The sequence below is a fragment of the Pseudomonas sp. PSPC3-2 genome (genome assembly GCF_049897085.1).
GTDB lineage: Bacteria > Pseudomonadota > Gammaproteobacteria > Pseudomonadales > Pseudomonadaceae > Aquipseudomonas > Aquipseudomonas paraveronii.
The window spans coordinates 13,946-29,298 of sequence record NZ_JAFCVO010000019.1; the positions used below are offsets into that span (position 1 = coordinate 13,946).

The window sequence follows — 15,353 nt, forward strand, 5'->3', positions numbered from 1 at the left end:
ATGCACACTCCGACCGCCTTACCTGCCAGTTTGCACAGCCCCTTCCACCCCGGCGAAGTCGCGTTGGTGGGTGCCGGCCCCGGCGACCCGCGCCTGCTGACCCTGCGCGCCTGGAGCCTGCTGATGCAGGCCGATGCGGTGGTCTTCGACCGGTTGGTCAGCGCCGAGTTGTTGGCGCTGATCCCGCTGACTTGCGCGCGCCATTACGTGGGCAAGGCCAGCGGCTGCCACAGCCTGCCCCAGGATGAGCTCAACGAATTGCTGGTGGAACTGGCCGACCAGGGCCAACGCGTGGTGCGCCTCAAGGGCGGCGACCCGTTTATCTTCGGCCGTGGCGCCGAGGAGCTGGAATACCTGCTGGCCCACGGCGTGCCCTGCCAGGTGGTGCCGGGCATCACCGCCGCGTCCGGGTGCAGCGCCTATGCCGGCATCCCCCTGACCCACCGCGACCTGGTCAACTCCTGCCGCTTCGTCACCGGGCACCTGCAACGCGACGGCGCGTTGAAGCTGCCTTGGGCCAGCCTGGCGGAGCCGAGCCAGACGCTGGTGTTCTACATGGGCCTGTCGAACCTCGCGCTGATCGCCGAACACCTGGTGGCGGCAGGCCTGCCGGCGGATACCCCGGCAGCGCTGATCAGCAACGGCGCGCGTGCCGACCAGCACGTGGCGCGTGGCACCCTGCGCCAGTTGCCGACAATGGCCGCCGACTGCGCACCCGGTGTGCCGACCCTGACGGTAATTGGCCACGTGGTGAACCTGTTCGCCGGGGCCGCCCTGCACTTCCCCGCCAGCCTGTCACCGGCCCGCGAAGCGGTGGCGGTATGAAACGCCTGCTGCTGGTGCCCTTGCTCTGGGCCACCGCCGCACACAGCACGCCGGCCGAGGACTACCAACGTCACTGCGCAAGCTGCCACGGCCTCAACCGCATTGGCGCCAGCGGCCCGGCGCTGCTCCCGGAAAGCCTGGGGCGGATCAAGCCCGAGGAAGTGCGCAAGGTCATCGAGCAAGGGCGCCCGGCCAGTCAGATGGCCGCGTTTGCGCCACAACTGAGTGCCGCGCAGATCGACGGCTTGGCGAATTTCCTGCAGCAACCGCCCGCCACACCGGCAACCTGGAACGAGCAGGACATCCGTAACAGCCACACCCTGCTGGCAGACCTGAGCCGCTTGCCGACCACGCCTTCGCATCACGCCGACCCGCTCAACCTGTTTGTGGTGGTGGAGTCCGGCGACCATCACGTCGACATTCTCGACGGTGACACCTTTGCCGTGCTGGACCGCTTCCCGACCCATTTCGCGGTCCACGGCGGGCCGAAATTTTCCCCCGACGGGCGTTTTGTGTACTTCGCTTCGCGCGACGGCTGGATCAGCCTGTACGACCTGCACAACCTGAAACTGATCGCCGAGACCCGCGTGGCACTCAACACGCGCAACCTCGCGGTGAGCAAGGACGGACGCTGGGTGCTGGTGGGCAATTACCTGCCAGGCAACCTGGTGGTGCTGGATGCCCGCGACCTGTCGCTGGTCAAGACCCTGGACACCGCGTCCCGGGTCAGCGCGGTGTACACCGCACCGCCGCGCAACAGCTTTATCGTGGCGCTCAAGGACGTGAATGAAGTCTGGGAGCTGTCCTATGCCGCCGCCCAGCCGAGCTTCGAACCCCGGCGAATCCAGGCTCAGGACGTGCTCGATGACTTTTCGTTTTCCCCCGACTACCGCCAACTGATCGCCACCTCACGCAAGGCCGGCGGCGGCCAGGTCATCGACCTGGACAGCGGCCACGTGGTCACCGACATCCCGCTGTCCGGCATGCCGCACCTGGGTTCGGGCACGTATTGGCAGCGCAATGGCCAGTGGGTGTTTGCCACGCCGAATATCAGCAAGGGGCAAATCTCGGTGATCGACCTCAAGACCTGGAAACTGATCAAGCAGATCCCCACCCTGGGCCCGGGTTTTTTCATGCGCAGCCATGCGAACTCGCGCTACGTGTGGAGCGATGTATTTTTTGGGCCGGACAACGATGCGATCCACCTGATCGACAAACAAACCCTGGAGATCGCCCACACCCTACGCCCAATGCCAGGCAAGACCGCCGCCCACGTTGAATTCACCCGCGATGGCCGTTACCTGTTGCTGAGCATCTGGGCCACCGACGGGGCATTGATCGTCTACGACAGCCAGACGCTCAAGGAGATCAAGCGCATCCCGATGAACAAACCGTCGGGCAAGTACAACGTGGGCAACAAGGTTGAATTTGCCGAAGGCACATCGCACTGAACATCGCGCCGGACACCTGCTCGCCAGCGATGGAACCCGGTATGGGTTGAAATGAAAATCCCCTGTGGGAGCTGTCGAGCCCCGGCGAGGCTGGGATGGCGCCGGTTCTGCTGACACTTTTGGTGCCTGACAGTCCGCTATCGCAGCCTCGCTGAAGCTCGACAGCTCCCACAAGGGGAACTCGGTGCGGGCGGAAATGGAAATCTACTGTGGGAGCTGTCGAGCCCCGGCGAGGCTGCGAGGGCGCCGGTTCTGCTGACATTTTTGGCGCCTGACAGTCCGCTATCGCAGCCTAGCTGAAGCTCGACAGCGCCCACAAGGGGACCGCGCTTCGGGGGGAAATGGCGATCTACTGTGGGAGCTGTCGAGCCCCGGCGAGGCTGCGAGGGGGCCGGTTCAGCTGACACTTTTGGCGCCTGACAGTCCGCTATCGCAGCCTCGCTGCAGCTCGACAGCGCCCACAAGGGGACCGCGGTGCGGGCGGACTCCCACAGGGCATACAGCCCTATCCACTCAAACCGTGCGGGAAAACTGGCCTTTGTGCGCGCCGCCCAGGTAGGCGTCAAAGGCCATGGCCACGCTGCGCACCATCAGTTGGCCCTTGGGCAACAGTTGCAGCGCATCGGCCTGGATCAGCAATAACCCGTCCGCCACCTGCTCATCCAATTGCACCAATGCCTCGGCGAAATAGTCGTTGAAGCGCACCCCGTGGGTGGCCTCGATCCGTGGGAAGTCGACCCGGCCATCGCACATCAGGCCGTTGATCACTTCACGGCGCAGCACGTCATCCGGGTTGAGCCGATAGCCGCGCTGCACCGGCAGCATCCCCGCGTCGAGCCGGGCGTAGTACTGGGACAGCTCCTTGACGCTCTGGCTGTAGCTGTCACCGACCTTGCCGATGGCCGATACGCCAAGGCCGATCAGGTCACAGTCGGCATGGGTCGAATAACCCTGGAAGTTGCGCTGCAAAGTGCCGTTGGCGCGGGCCAGCGCCAGTTCATCGTCGGGCAAGGCGAAGTGGTCCATGCCGATGTAGACGTAACCGGCCTCGGTCAGGCGGCGGATAGTCAGTTCCAGCAGTTCCAGTTTGCGCGCCGGCGGGGGCATGTCTTCGGGGCGGATCATGCGCTGGGCGCGGATCTGGCTCGGCAAGTGCGCGTAGCTGTAGGCGGCCACACGGTCGGGGCGCAGGGCAATCAGTTTGTTCAAGGTCACGTCGAAGCTGGCCACGGTTTGCAGCGGCAGGCCATAGATCAGGTCGACACTCACCGACTTGAAGCGTGCCTCACGGGCGACGGCCACCAGTTGCAGAATCTGCGCTTCGCTTTGCACGCGATTGACCGCCGCCTGCACGTCGGGGTCGAAGTCCTGCACGCCGAAACTCAGGCGATTGAAGCCCAGGCGGCGCAGCGTGTTGATCCGCTCGACGCTGATGGTGCGCGGGTCAACCTCGATGGAGAACTCATGGGCGTCGCTGTCATCCAGGGTGAAGTGTTCGGCCAGGCAGGCCATCAACTCGGCCAGTTGCGTATCGTCCAGGTAGGTCGGCGTGCCGCCGCCCAGGTGCAACTGGGTCAGGCGCCGGGAACGCTCGAACAACGCCGCCTGCATCTGGATCTCGCGCTTGAGGTAAGCCAGGTACTCCACGGCCCGGTGGGTCTTGCGGGTAATGATCTTGTGGCAACCGCAGTAATAACAAAGGCTCTGGCAAAACGGGATGTGGATGTACACCGACAACGCCTTGGGCGCGGCCACCTGATGGCTGGCGCGGACCGCCTGATGATAGTCATCCAGGGCAAAGGCGCTGTTGAACTGCGGCGCGGTCGGGTACGAGGTGTAGCGCGGTCCCGGTCGGTCGTATTTGTGCACCAGGGCACGGTCGAATTCAAACGCACTCATGGTCGATCACCTCGTCGTTGGCGCTGATCGGGGTGGCAAGCGCTGCCCGTTCAAACAGTGCGCAGATACCATCCACGTGCGGCAGGCCGGCCGGCAGCAACCAGATGAACGTCGCGGACAGCTCGATCAGACCGTCGCGGTGCAGGGCTTCCAGCAGCGGCCACAGGTAGGCGAAATAGCGCGCGAACACCAGTCCGTAGCGCCGTTCCACCGCCTGCACATCCAGTTCCAGGTCACAGGCCAGGCGTTCGGCCACGTGCAGGCGCACCGGGTCAGAAGTCTCGCGAAACCAGCCCCGCTGCGTGGCGAGCTGAGCATTACCCAACTGTTCGCGGTACTCGCGGGCATCGGCCGTGTTCTGCACGCACAGGGTGTCGATCTGGCTGATGGCGCCGAGGCCGAAACCGACATGGTCGCAGTAACCGTGCAGGGTGAAGCCCTCGCAGTTACGGCTCAGGCGCCCGCGTTCCTGGGCTTGCTTGAGGTCATCGTCGGCGCGGGCGAACTGGCCCAGGCCGATGTAGTGATACCCCGCCGCCGCCAGGTGCTGAAAGCAGAGACGGCGCATGGCGCTCTTATCCGACTCGCTGCAGAACGCCTGGGGTTGTTGGGATTGATAGCGCACAGGCGCGTGGGCGTAATCGAATACTTGCAAGCGATCCGGCTCCAGGGCGATCAGGCTGGCCAGTTTCAGCTCGATACTGGCCGGGGTCTGCCAGGCATGCCCGTAGCCGAGGTCGATGTTCACCGAGCGAAACCCGAAGGTGCGGGCCGCATCCACCAGCGACTCGATCGGCGCCGGGTCCTGATACCGCGCCTGGCACAGCGGCCCCTCGCGGTTGGCGTCCGGCACGCCGATGCTTGCATGGTTGAAGCCTTGTTCGCGGAGCAGGCCCATCGTGGCCCAGTCCATGTGCCAGGGGTCGAGGTCGATGCAGTAGTCGCCCCGGTCGTGGTCGAGAAAATTGAAGCGCTCATGCAACAGCGCCATCAACTGCTGCACCTGGGCGAACGCCGGTGTGGTGCCGCGCAGGTGAAAGTGATCGACCGGCTGGCGGCGGCCGAGTTGGCAGCCGATCAGATGGATTTCCTGGGCGAGGCTGTGCCAATAGTCACCGCCAACGTCGCTCGTCGGCCAGTGCAGGTTCAGCGCCAGGGGCCGCTGGCGCAGACGGCTGTCGCGCAAGGCGCGCAACAGGTCGAGGGAGCCGACACCGGCATGGAAGCGGCGGGTGTCTGTTTGGCAAGCCAGGTCCAACACGCCTTGATCGTGACGAAAGCGAGCGGGATGAAGAGGGGTGCGCATGACAGACTCCGGTTCGGGCGGCGGTGGTGCATTGTCCGGTGCGACCCGGCAACGCACCTTGATATGCGTCAAGGTCGCAGCCCCGCCCGTCTACCAGCTCAGGTAAAACATGCCCTTGGCCAGCAGCACAATGGCGACCATGTGCGCGAACAGGCTCAGATGAACCCAGCGCACATAACGCGCACTCACCGAGCCCCAGCGCATCCGCGCCATGGTCAGCAGAAAATGCACGAGCACGCTGGCGGCCAGGATCAGCTTGAGGGTCAGCAAGGTGCCAAACGCAGAGGCCGACGGCGCAGCCAGCACTGGCAGGTATCGTAACCAGACCATGCCCAGGCCCGCGCCGAACAGCACCAGCAACACCCACGGCATCAATACCCGGGCACGCTGGCCGACGCCCTGCTCCACCAAGACCATCACCCGCGCCGGCAATTGCCGGTGCAGGTGCCCCAGGATCAGCACCTCGAAAAACACCGTGCCGATGAAGATCAGCGCGGCGAACAGGTGAGCCACTAGAAACAGGGGGTAAAGCATGGTGGCCTCTCAAGGGGACCGGCCGTTGGGACTTCAGTGTGCGGCCTGGCGCACGGCCAGGCCTTGATACCGATCAAGCCGTTGCGGCTGCGCGGTTTACAGCAGCGGGATGCTGTAGCTGACGATCAGCCGCGTCTCGTCCTTGTCGGCCGTGTCATTCCCGCGCCATACCGCACCGCGCCAGGTCAGGCCCAGGCCCTTGAACGTGCCCGAGGGGATCACGTAATCGACACGCAGGTCGCGCTCCCATTCGCTGTTGTCGCGACGCGCCGCCTGGATGTTGCTGCCGTGGATATAGGTCACGCTCGAGCGCAGGCCCGGAATGCCAAGGCTGCTGAAATCGTAGGCGTAGCTGCCCACCGTGGCCTGCTCCCCGGCATTGACGAACTTCAGCGACTGGGCGTTGGTAATCAGGTACAGCGAACGGCCCTGCCCCTGGTTGATATGGGGAAAGTCACTTTCGCCGGTGGTTTTCTGATAACCGAGACTCACGGAATGGCCGTACAGGCCATAGGTAAACAGCGCACTCCACAGGCGGTTGTCGACCTTGCCGGCGTTGACGCCCGCGCCGTAATACCCGGAGCTGACATAACCTTCGCCACGCCCGGCGGCGCTGGCGTTCTTGCCGTCGGCGGTGCTGTAGAAATAGCGCAGGTCGGTCTTGAGCTGCCCCACCGGCAACTGCCAGTTGTGGACCAGGCCCAAGAAGTGCTGCTGGTAAAAGTTCTCCAGGGTGGCGTAGTAGTACTGCAGTTGCAGTTGCTTGCTGACGGCGTAATCCACCCCGCCGTAGTAGAACTGGTTGCTGGACTTACCCTTGACCGGATCATTCGCACCGGCGATGGACATGCCCTGGCCGTTGCTGGAGTTACGGTCCAATACCTGCTCGATTTTACCGGCGATCAGGTTGAAGCCTTCCAGGTCCTTGGAGTCCACTTGGTAGCCACGGAACGTCTGCGGCAACAGCCGGCCGTCTTCGGTGGTCAGCACGGGCAGCTTGGGCATCAGCGTGCCGGCTTTGAACTGGGTCTGGGCGATGCGCATCTTGCCGGTGGCGCCGGTTTTGCTGAAGTCGTTGGCGGCCTTGCCATCGGACAACGGAAAAACGCTGCCGGGGGTGTAGTCCTCACCGGCCTTGCCTGCGCGCCCCGAGGCGTCCAGGCGCAGGCCGTACATGGCTTGCAGGTCCAGGCCAAAACCGACCAGGCCCTCGGTGAAACCGGACTGGTAGTTGAACATGAACGCCTGGCCCCACTCCTTATCCGTAGGGGCCTTGGCGTTACGAGTGTCCTGGTTGTAGTAGAAATTGCGCAGGTCGAGAGTGGCTTTGCTGTCGTCGATAAAACCCGACGCAGCCACCTGCTGCGCGGCGCCAAGGGAGACGGCGAGCGCCATGCAAGTCTTGTGATTCATGAAGGCTCCTGAAAGTAATTGAGGCGACCCGTCACAGCCCAGCCCTGTTCTTTGTAGGTCGGGTGGTGCTGCATTCAACGGGTGCGCGCACGGTATAGCGTTGGGCGGCCGGGAAACAGTCGCTAAAACCGTCATTCAGTTTTTCATTTCTTGTAACAATCCCACGCGCGCAGCCGCCGCGCCGGGGCTCGCAAGCCCCCACGGGCAGCCGCCTGCGAGCAGGCTGATCAGGAACACGACGGCCACGCTCACTGCTGCGCCCCCCTGTGGCAGAACGTCGCAGATTACGCAGACTGGCCAGGGTTGGTAGACTTGGCGCCCTCCGCGTTTACTCCTTTTCAACGCCTGGTGTATAGATCCAGAGCAAGGCAGGCGCTTCACAGGATGCACAGTTGATGAATACGTTATTCACCCGCCGCAACGTCCTGACCGGCATGGGCCTGTTGGGTCTGGGCCTGCTGGCCGGTTGTGACAACAGCCCCAAGTTGAATTTCAAGTACGGCAAGGACTTGAGCGACAAGATCATGGGCCGCACCTTCAAGCTCAAGAATACCCAGGGTGAAACCGTCACCCTGAGTTCGTTCCGTGGCCTGATGCCGATGGTATTTTTCGGCTTCACCCAATGCCCGGCCGTGTGCCCGACCACCCTCGCCCGCGCCGCCCAGGCCAAGAAACTGATGGGCCGCGACGGCGAAATCATGCAGGTGATTTTTATCACCCTCGACCCCGAGCGCGACACGCCGCAGATTCTCGACAAGTACGTCAAGGCCTTCGACCCCAGCTTCGAAGCGCTGTACGGCACCCCAGAAGAAATCGCCGTGGCTGCCAAGGAGTTCGGGATCTTTTATGAAAAGGTCCCCGCCGGCGACACCTACACCTTGTCTCACACCGCCACCAGTTTCGTGTTCGACACCCGCGGCAACCTGCGCCTGGGCCTGTCGGCATCCCTTACCGCTAAAGAGTGCGCAGAAGACCTGCTCACCGTCATGGAGGTCTGCTAATGACTGCCGTTCAACACCTCAAGCGCACCCTGATCGGCCTGTCCCTGCTGGGTCTCGCCGCGCACGCCAGCGCCCAGGTCCACGTCAGCGACGCGTGGGTGCGCGCCACGGTGCCGGGCCAGCCATCCAGCGGCGCGTTCATGACCGTGACGGCCGACAGCGACAGCAAACTGCTGCGCGTCGCCTCGCCGGTGGCCAAGGACGTACAGATCCATGAAATGAGCATGAAGGACGACGTGATGCGCATGGGCCCAGTGGACTCAATCGCCCTGCCCGCAGGCACAGCGGTCAAGCTCGACCCGAACGGTTATCACGTGATGCTGATGGGCCTGACCGGCCAGATCAAGGAAGGCGACCAGGTGCCGCTGACCTTGACCGTGGAAAATGCCAAGGGCGAGCAGCAGAGCGTCGAGGTCAAGGCGGCTGCCCGCGCGTTGGGTGGCATGGACCCTGGCAAGATGCATTGATCGGTATATCGCACGCAATAGGGCTCAGCGCACCTCACATTTGACGTCAGTCGATTCGCTACCGCTATTCGCCTTAGGCGTAGACGCGGTGAATGAGGGCGGCGAAGTTAACAGCATGCCGGGATTTTTCGGTACCACCACTGGCGCAGTAGTGAAGCCTGGCGTGAATCCGAACTGGCCGGGCGCGAAATTCTGCGTTCCGCCGCCGTTGGTTATGTTGATCACGCCATCTAAAACCTGCACGTATAAACCCGGAGCGAGAACTGGCGACTTTGCCGGCAACTCAGACGAGAACACCGCGAGCGAAGCGCGCCCTTGCTCCGCCCATGACTCGGCCGATGCCAGGACATTGGCCAGGCGATACGCATAACGCGCCGACACCGCAGCGGCGAAGGCGCGGTAAGATGAGTCGGTGTGCCCAGCCGATGATGCCAACCCCACGGCCAGGCTTTTCAGCCGGGTCGAAGCATGCGTCGCGACAACTGCCCCCGGCTGGTAATACACCACCACGCTGGCCGATTGCAGGCCGATACGGCCACCGGGCGTGATCAACGTCGAGCGATCCTGGCTGCGCTTGCCCAGCAACCCGCCATCCGAGCGCAACCCGCCCTGTTTCAGGGTGAACACCACTGCATCGGTCGCAGGCGAAGCCACATCGTAGGCAAACGTGTCCACGCTCAACGTCGTGCGCGGCTGCAACGTCAATAGGCTCTCATCGCGCAGGCGTACTTGCGCATAGCCCTTGCCCTGGGTCGATAACGTATCGCCGACTTCCACCACCGACTGTTCGCCCAGCACGCGCATGCTGCCGTCGAGTTTCTTGACGAACAGCGGCCCGCTCAGATGAATTACGGTACCGGCCGCCGGGGCGGCCTGAACCCATGGCGCCGCACTCACCAGCGCCAGCAACAGCAGCAAGTCAATTGCAGAAGGGTTTTTTAAGAGAGTCATTTTTGACGGCCTGGGAATCATTATTTGGGGTTGTGGTCGACTTGTCGTCGGGCGCCTTGGGCAAATTACTGGCGATCATCCCGGGCGAATCATTGGAACCCGGAAAGCTGGATGTGCCGTGATTCATGATGACGGTCAGTGTTGAGTTCAACGCAACAGAGACCGGTTCCGTCAGCACTGACGCGGGTACTGGCACTGGCTCTGGAACTGGCAGCCGATCAACGTCGGTGATCGTCAAGCGCCCGCCTGCGGTGGGCACGCCCTCGGTGAACACCCGCCCGCTGCCACTGGCCGTGCCCGCGCCGTTATGGTTGGCCGCCAGGGTGATATCCCCGTTGAAATGGATCAGCGAGTTGACGTTGATGTTGTTGCCCGCCTGGGCGGTGAGGCTGACACCGTCGCTGGTGTTGTTAACGCCCGTGTAGAACGTGATGTCGTGGGTGGCTTGCAGCAAAACGTTGGACGTTGCATTGGACAGCAGATCGGCATCGATTTCACTGTCGGCGCCCGGGGCGTTGGCGAAAGCCGACACGTCGCCCAGCGAGGCCGAAGGGCCGGAGAGGAACGAGGTGACGAGGATATTCGCCGGGTCCAACTGCCAGAAGCCGGCCGTCCCGTGGGCCGCGCGCGTATCGACTCGCGCGCCTGCCACATCCAGGAAATGCCCGGACGTCTCGACAAAACCGCCCTTGCCCGAGGCCGCCCCACCGCGTGCCGACAGCGTGCCATAGACTCGCGTCGTGTCATTGCCCCAGACGATGATCTTGCCGCCATCGCCACTGGCCAGCGCATCGGCGGAAATCCGGGCATCCTTGCTCACATAACTTTGCTTGGCATTCAGCACCGCCGAGTTCTTGCCCTGGTAGTCACCGCCCACCAACACCCGGCCACCGCCGCGCTGGCCACTGGCGTCGATGCGCGCATTGCCCATCACACCGACCTGCTCGCCCAACACCTGGATATCACCGCCGTAATCAACGCCCGTGGCGGTGGTGGTGCTGCCGGCTTCGAGCAAGGTGCTGCCGCTGGCCTTGAGCACTACCTTGCCGCCGGCTCCGACTACGGCGCTGTTGGCATTCAGCGTGCCGCGCTGGTTGACCAGGGCGCCATAGATGCCAATGTTGCCGCCCTGGGCGATCACCGTGCCCAGGTTCAGCGCCTGGTCTTTCTGCGCCGACACCACCACATGCATGCCAGGGTTGCTGGAGTCGACCAATTGCACCGAGTGCCCCGCCGCCAACACCGTTTCGCCTTGAGGTGTGGTGATGATGCCGCTGTTGTTCACATCCGGCGCAATCAAATACACCTGGCCACCCGACGGCGTCGTGATCGCGCCCTGGTTGCTCACCTGGCCGGCCGCCCCGTCGGCGGCAAAGCGCCGGTTACCGGCGAGAAAGTCGGCGTTGGAAATCGCCAGGCTCGACGCGACCAGGCCACCGACATTGATCTGGGAACCGCCACCGAACACGATGCCGTTCGGGTTGATCAGGTACACCCGCCCGTTGGACTGTAACGTGCCGAGGATCACGCTGGGGTCTTGGCCGGTGATGCGGTTGAGCACGCTGCTACTGCTGCTCTGCTGCTGAAAACGCACCAGCTCGCCCTGGGCGATGGAAAAACTCGACCAGTTGATGATTGCATTAGGGCTGTTGGTGACGGTCAGGGCGTTGCCGTCCTGGGTGAAGGTCACGTGGCCGTTGACAACCACCGGGTTGACCGGTGCCGCCAGGGCACTCGTTGCCGCAGCCAGGGACAGCGCCATTAAGGTAAGTTTGATGTTCATGGCACCCTCAAAAGGCCAGGCTGAGACGGACATGCAGGCGATCATCGCCACGCTGGGTTTCGCTGGCCTGGGCATGCAACACATGGCCGTAGTCCATTTGCAGGTTGAGGTTGCGCCGGTAGATGAGGCGCAGGCCCAGGCCGGTACTGCTCAGGTTGACGTGCTCGAACTCGCCCGGCAGTGCGTCGTTGCGTGTCAGGTAGCCGACGTCGTAGAACGCCAGGGCGCGGCACTGCCAGCTCCCTCCCCCCAGGCACAGCGGCGGCGTGTAGGCTTCCAGGTTGCCGACCACACCCGAGTCGTTACTCACTTCGCGCTCACGGAAGCCCCGCACCGACGACGCCCCGCCCGCCCCAAACTGCTCGCCCGGCACCAGGGCATCCTTGGTGTACTGACCGTTCAACGCGGCGCGTAACTGCCAGGCAGCCGGCAGGATTTGGGTGATGCTCGTCGCGAACCGCAACGCGGTGTAGTCATCCCTGGCATGGGCGCGCGCCAGGTCGAAATCGCGCTGCTGGCCCTTGGGCCCACCGGGAATGTTGTGCAGCAGCGACAGCCCGACGTTCGCGTCTCCATCCACGCGCACCCAAGTGCCCTGGTAGCCGAGGCTGACGGGATGCACGGTGATGTCGTTACCCAGTTGTACATCGAACAGTTCCAGGCTGCTTTTATAGGCCCGATAGTCGACACCGTAGATCAACTTGGACTGGTAATTGCCCACCGTCGCCAGGTTTTGGTTGTAGCGCGAGCCGAAGACCGTACCCCGTCCGCTGACCGCCAGGTCAAAGATGCCCGCCGTCACAGTCCCGCTGTCGACGTCCGAATAGCTGGTGAAAAAGTCCAGGGAATCGCCCAGCGCATACAGCGGCAGGTGGTAGCCAAGTCCGTAGACGCTGACGCGCTCGGGCTTCTCCAGCGTGGTGGTGTATTGCAGGCTCATCACCTGATCGCGGCCGAACAGATTGGCGTTTTGCAGCACCGCGCCCACGTAGGTGCGCCCGGTTTCCTTCGCGCCGCCGTTATCCAGGTTGAGCGCGGCGCTCCACGGCGACTCGTCGTTCACCTGAACATCGGCGTCGACGCTGTTGCCGGCAGGGCTGCTCTTGAGTTTCATCACGGTCTGCTTGGCCGGGTTTTCGTTGGCCAGCTTCAGGCTCTTGGACACCGCCGTCAGGTCGGGCGAGCCACCTTCCTGCAAGCCCGGCAAGGACTGGCGCACATTCGCCTCGCTGAAATGCTGATTGCCGGTCACCGTCACCGTGCCCACACGCACCTGCACCACCTCCAGCACCACCACCCCGCCGTTCAACTCCTGCTCAGGCAGATTGACGCGCACCAGTTGATAGCCGTGCCGATGGAAGACGTCTTCGAGCGCCTCCTGGGCCTTGGCCACATCGCTGAAATCGCGCTGGGTGCCGACGAACGGCGCCACACTCTGCTCCAGCTCAAGGGCTGGCAACAGCGTATTACCGCGGACTTCAAAGCGGGTGATGTCAAAGCGTGGAGACAGCGGTTCGCTATCAGCGGCCACCGCGAAAGAAGTGCAGAGCGCCAATGACGCAGGCACCAGCAACTGCATGAAACGATCGATCATGGATTGGCCCTTGGGCAGCGTGAGGTTTAAACGGCTTACGCTGCGTGAAGAGCCAGCAGGGGCGAGTCCCCCGTGGCGCGGATTGTAGCCACTATATTGCCATTTCGAAATATATTTCCCTCGCATCCATAAGGGTTTGCGCGCATCACCCCGCCACGGGCGGCCGCAACCGAGCGCTCTGTATCCGATGCCTTCGCGCCGAAAGAGCGCGTGGTGGCGACGACCGGGCCGTTCCAGACGTCGGTAATTCCGGCGATTGCACCGACCGACACCGCACTAGTTGGCGCAGCGTGATGAGATGTTGCAAAAAATGCTGAACTCGCTGCGTTGACCGCCCCTCGGCGGTGCGGGCGACATAACCTGCATCAATCGCCGCCCGTGCCTGACGGAACCGTATTTGAAGGCTGCCCACATAGGGAAACGGCTAATAGCCGTTTTCACTTCAACAGCCTTTGAGTATTGACCATGATAGGAATTCCACCGCACTCGCCGTTGAACAGCCCGCTCAACGCTGCACCGCCCGAAGAGTTGCGTATGCGCCCCCAAGCAGGCGCGCCTGACAGGGAAACCATACGCATGGGCGTAAGAGAAGAGGATGCATACCGCACGCTGGATACCTTTTTTGACGTGGCAGAAGCTAACGGCATCAAGGATCTGAACCCACACCACGGCAAGCCCTACTTCGATAACAACTTGAACCCGCCGGGCAACGTGGTGCCGCTGTCCGTCCACTTCCGCCCGGACCGTCCGGATGACACCTACAGCCCGGGACACTTGAAGGCGGTCAACAACTTCGGCACGCAACTCGACGCACGGCTGCAGCAACTGAACATCCAAAACGTCGGACCCAGCGAGTAATCCCATCGCTGATCAGGGGTAACGCCTGCGTGACTCAGCACAGCCAGGCCGATGCGTTGTCGGCCCTGGCTTGAGCGCGGCGATCAGGCGGAGTCCGCCTGCGTCTCGCTTTATGGCGGCTGTGCGTGGGAGACCTTCGGGTCTGCCGGGGGTGATTCTTCCTGGTCTGCGAACCCGCGCACAGTTGCCACCCAATCTGTTTCGCAGCAGCAAGGTGGTCATTCTTTTTTCCCAAATAGAATCGAACCTTATGACCCATCAAAATCCGCCCCGCCGCTTCACCCCTATGTCCCAAACCGCAACCGACTACCCGGCCCCGCTCAGCGAGTTGCACGCCTGCGCCAGCGAGCGCCTCAATGCCGCGCTCGCCTACCTGCACCTGATGGCCTGTTCCAATGTGTCCAACTATGCCGAGCACGACATCAATACCGCCGCCAATACCGCCCGGATCATGGTCCAGGATGTGGCGGATGTGTTTACGGTGATGGAACGACGCGGGTTTGATTCGCCTGCGGTGAGTTGATGTGATTTGAGTTATGAGGAAACCCGCTGTGGCGGGTTTTCTGGTTTTTGGTGAACTGAAAGTTGGGGGGAAATTGGATTTGACGGTGTTTGTGCCGCCGCCATCGCAGCCTCGCGGGGGCTCGACAGCTCCCACAGTTGACCGAGTCCGGCCACCAGAATCAGGTCGGCCACCAGACCACCTCACTTGGCTGCGTAATAGCACTGATTTGACCAGCAACCAACGTAGTGAAGACGGGCCGAGTGCAGTCTGAATCAGGCGTTCTAAAGCAGCATGACATGAGTGGCGTGCACGTCATCTGAACGCCTGAAGCCGCAATGCAGATAAAACGCGTTTCCCTCAGAGGTATCGGTAGAAAGACGCAATATCTCGAACCGAAGAGCCGCATGTTCAACAAGTGCTTTCACCAGCGTCTGTCCGACGTGTTTCCCCCTTGACGAAGCTGCGACGTACACGCGTCGCAGTCTAGCCGTATTGTTCTCAGCATATGGATCAACCGACAGGCCTCCGATGCCTATCAGTTGCTGGTTCAAATATGCCGCCATCAGACATTCGCCGGGCGCATCGAAGCGATTTGCCCTGGAGTGCCATTCGGCAATCAGGCGAGTGAGAAACCTGAAACCCTCCCCAATCGCTTCTTTTTCCAAGGTAAGAATCTGTGGTGGCAGATGTGCGATCTGTTGAATCTCGACATATTTCATTCATCGCCCCTGATTTGGAGTGAGCCATTTTCACCGAAAGAGAATAT

General features: G+C 62.6%; 14 protein-coding genes. 6 read left to right on the forward strand and 8 right to left on the reverse strand.

From position 1 onward, the window contains the following. Both cobA and ACP7CJ_RS24365 read left to right on the forward strand, forming a co-directional pair. On the forward strand, positions 1 to 825 hold the full coding sequence (cobA, locus tag ACP7CJ_RS24360) for a uroporphyrinogen-III C-methyltransferase (protein WP_426102379.1): 825 nt from the start codon (positions 1 to 3) through the stop codon (positions 823 to 825). Continuing rightward, positions 822 to 2,276, forward strand: coding sequence for a cytochrome D1 domain-containing protein (locus ACP7CJ_RS24365; RefSeq protein ID WP_426102381.1), 1,455 nt, complete (start codon positions 822 to 824; stop codon positions 2,274 to 2,276). The genes cobA and ACP7CJ_RS24365 overlap by 4 nt, the downstream gene beginning before the upstream one ends. A gap of 513 nt (positions 2,277 to 2,789) precedes the next feature. On the opposite strand, the gene hemN is transcribed toward ACP7CJ_RS24365, so the two are convergent. From hemN to ACP7CJ_RS24385, 4 genes are all read right to left on the reverse strand, one after another. Further along, the gene (hemN, locus tag ACP7CJ_RS24370; RefSeq protein ID WP_426102383.1) at positions 2,790 to 4,175 is read right to left on the reverse strand and encodes an oxygen-independent coproporphyrinogen III oxidase; all 1,386 of its coding nucleotides are present in this window, start codon (positions 4,173 to 4,175) and stop codon (positions 2,790 to 2,792) included. Next, a complete protein-coding gene (locus ACP7CJ_RS24375; RefSeq protein ID WP_426102385.1) occupies positions 4,162 to 5,481 on the reverse strand; it encodes a coproporphyrinogen III oxidase in 1,320 nt (439 codons plus the stop codon). The genes hemN and ACP7CJ_RS24375 overlap by 14 nt, the downstream gene beginning before the upstream one ends. A gap of 90 nt (positions 5,482 to 5,571) precedes the next feature. Then, on the reverse strand, positions 5,572 to 6,015 hold the full coding sequence (locus ACP7CJ_RS24380; protein WP_247405576.1) for a CopD family copper resistance protein: 444 nt from the start codon (positions 6,013 to 6,015) through the stop codon (positions 5,572 to 5,574). Positions 6,016 to 6,111: 96 nt separating this feature from the next. Then, positions 6,112 to 7,428: an OprD family porin gene (locus ACP7CJ_RS24385; protein ID WP_276193454.1), complete on the reverse strand. Its 1,317-nt coding sequence runs from the start codon at positions 7,426 to 7,428 to the stop codon at positions 6,112 to 6,114. Positions 7,429 to 7,823: 395 nt separating this feature from the next. Between ACP7CJ_RS24385 and ACP7CJ_RS24390 the strand changes: the two genes are divergently transcribed. Continuing rightward, positions 7,824 to 8,429, forward strand: coding sequence for an SCO family protein (locus tag ACP7CJ_RS24390; protein WP_276193455.1), 606 nt, complete (start codon positions 7,824 to 7,826; stop codon positions 8,427 to 8,429). After that, entirely contained in the window at positions 8,429 to 8,896 is a 468-nt protein-coding gene (locus ACP7CJ_RS24395) for a copper chaperone PCu(A)C (RefSeq protein WP_276193456.1), read from the forward strand. The genes ACP7CJ_RS24390 and ACP7CJ_RS24395 overlap by 1 nt, the downstream gene beginning before the upstream one ends. A gap of 24 nt (positions 8,897 to 8,920) precedes the next feature. Here the strand turns inward: ACP7CJ_RS24395 and ACP7CJ_RS24400 are convergent, their stop codons facing one another. Genes ACP7CJ_RS24400 through ACP7CJ_RS24410 form a run of 3 tightly spaced genes read right to left on the reverse strand, consistent with a single transcriptional unit; the run spans position 8,921 to position 13,224 of the window. Continuing rightward, the gene (locus ACP7CJ_RS24400; RefSeq protein ID WP_426102387.1) at positions 8,921 to 9,847 is read right to left on the reverse strand and encodes a FecR domain-containing protein; all 927 of its coding nucleotides are present in this window, start codon (positions 9,845 to 9,847) and stop codon (positions 8,921 to 8,923) included. Continuing rightward, complete coding sequence (locus ACP7CJ_RS24405; RefSeq protein ID WP_426102389.1) at positions 9,816 to 11,630, reverse strand: filamentous hemagglutinin N-terminal domain-containing protein; 1,815 nt, start codon at positions 11,628 to 11,630, stop codon at positions 9,816 to 9,818. Before ACP7CJ_RS24405 ends, ACP7CJ_RS24400 begins: the two co-directional genes overlap by 32 nt. A gap of 7 nt (positions 11,631 to 11,637) precedes the next feature. Beyond that, on the reverse strand, positions 11,638 to 13,224 hold the full coding sequence (locus ACP7CJ_RS24410) for a ShlB/FhaC/HecB family hemolysin secretion/activation protein (protein ID WP_276193461.1): 1,587 nt from the start codon (positions 13,222 to 13,224) through the stop codon (positions 11,638 to 11,640). Between the two features lie 576 nt (positions 13,225 to 13,800). Here ACP7CJ_RS24410 and ACP7CJ_RS24415 point away from each other — a divergent pair. Both ACP7CJ_RS24415 and ACP7CJ_RS24420 read left to right on the forward strand, forming a co-directional pair. Continuing rightward, complete coding sequence (locus ACP7CJ_RS24415; protein WP_426244313.1) at positions 13,801 to 14,082, forward strand: hypothetical protein; 282 nt, start codon at positions 13,801 to 13,803, stop codon at positions 14,080 to 14,082. A gap of 250 nt (positions 14,083 to 14,332) precedes the next feature. Next, positions 14,333 to 14,605 carry a fructose-bisphosphate aldolase gene (locus ACP7CJ_RS24420; RefSeq protein WP_426102391.1) on the forward strand — a complete coding sequence of 91 codons (273 nt, stop codon included), beginning with the start codon at positions 14,333 to 14,335 and terminating at the stop codon, positions 14,603 to 14,605. Between the two features lie 263 nt (positions 14,606 to 14,868). On the opposite strand, the gene ACP7CJ_RS24425 is transcribed toward ACP7CJ_RS24420, so the two are convergent. After that, positions 14,869 to 15,306 (reverse strand): GNAT family N-acetyltransferase, encoded by a 438-nt coding sequence (locus ACP7CJ_RS24425; RefSeq protein WP_276193466.1) that lies wholly within the window; start codon positions 15,304 to 15,306, stop codon positions 14,869 to 14,871. Positions 15,307 to 15,353: the final 47 nt, after the last annotated feature.